This is a genomic window from Petrocella sp. (assembly GCF_059865615.1).
Genome location: NZ_JCBCDA010000138.1, coordinates 1 through 1140, shown reverse-complemented (window position 1 = coordinate 1140; position 1140 = coordinate 1). Strand labels below are relative to the sequence as shown.

Annotated in this window: 2 protein-coding genes; both read left to right on the top strand. The window is 36.0% G+C overall.

What is annotated here, in order from left to right:
- Positions 1-506, top strand: a 506-nt coding sequence (locus AC6F8J_RS14630; protein WP_500724366.1) for an S-layer homology domain-containing protein, incomplete at its 5' end; no start/stop codon positions are given.
- A gap of 16 nt (positions 507-522) precedes the next feature.
- A partial coding sequence (locus tag AC6F8J_RS14625; protein ID WP_500724365.1) for a hypothetical protein occupies positions 523-1140 on the top strand: 618 nt, incomplete at its 3' end.

Sequence of the window (1140 nt, the reverse complement as noted above, 5' to 3'; positions counted from 1 at the left end):
CATATGTTAGAAAAGTCTATGCAAGAGGGATTATAGGTGGGTACCCGGATAGAACCTTTAAAGCAACCGGAAATGCAACACGAGCAGAAGCAAGTACCATATTAGTAAGGCTTTTTGATGAAAGAGAAAGGTTAGAAGTTATTATTGGTTGGGGTGGTAGAGAGACGGTAACCGTATATGGCTATACATTACCAATAGAAAGTGCGACAGGATTAAGATATAGGTTTATAAAGCCTGAACTGGTTGCTCAAGGATACTGTGAAATATCAATGTCGGTTAATTTAATGGAGCGTACGGGACTTGAGGAACAACATGACGCAGTAGAAAAAGCCCTACTGTGTAAATTCGATCAAGCGACTGTCAAAAAGGTTATGGATATTGTGAAGACCAAAAAAGTATATAACGATTATATTGATTATACAAAAATCTCTGCTGGGCAAAGCTATATTAGTATTTCTTCAGTATATGGAGATCCATTGGTGAATGTCAAAGTGTTTAATAATTAGGAGTATGGGAGTATGTATGAAGAACAAATTGAAGACGGTAGAAATATTAATAATCTTATTAATCATTACAAGCAATAATCTATATGGTGGTACGAATCCATCCATATTTGATGAAGTTACCATTCAAGGGAAATTAGATATTATGAATCAACACCTACAGCATAAATTTGATTTTCTACCTAATTATAATTATTTTGAACAAAAAGGAAGGCATGACAGAAATCTTAATACAACACTTCTAGAAGGTAGTGATCCTAAAAAGATACATGCTGTTTATTATGAAGAAGGTCAAAAAAATGGGTTTGGTGATGCTATAACCTGGAAAGGGGAGACTTTTCTAAGGTATATTGGGTACACAAAAGAAGGTGGTCTCTATGGTACACCAGGCTTTCCATGGGATGCAGGGTGGAGTGGAACAAGAATTGAAAAAATGAGCTTCATAGAAACCCCTTGGGATAACCCCAAAACTGAAGATAAAGCGCGTGAAAATATATTCTGCCAAAACGATCTTCTAGAACAAAACATAATCAACGGCTTAAACCACGTATACGCCAATACAACAGCCAAAGAGTTAGTACCACCAAGTAGACTTAATAGTAGTCTGAAAGATGAAATCGTCTATACACAAGATGCA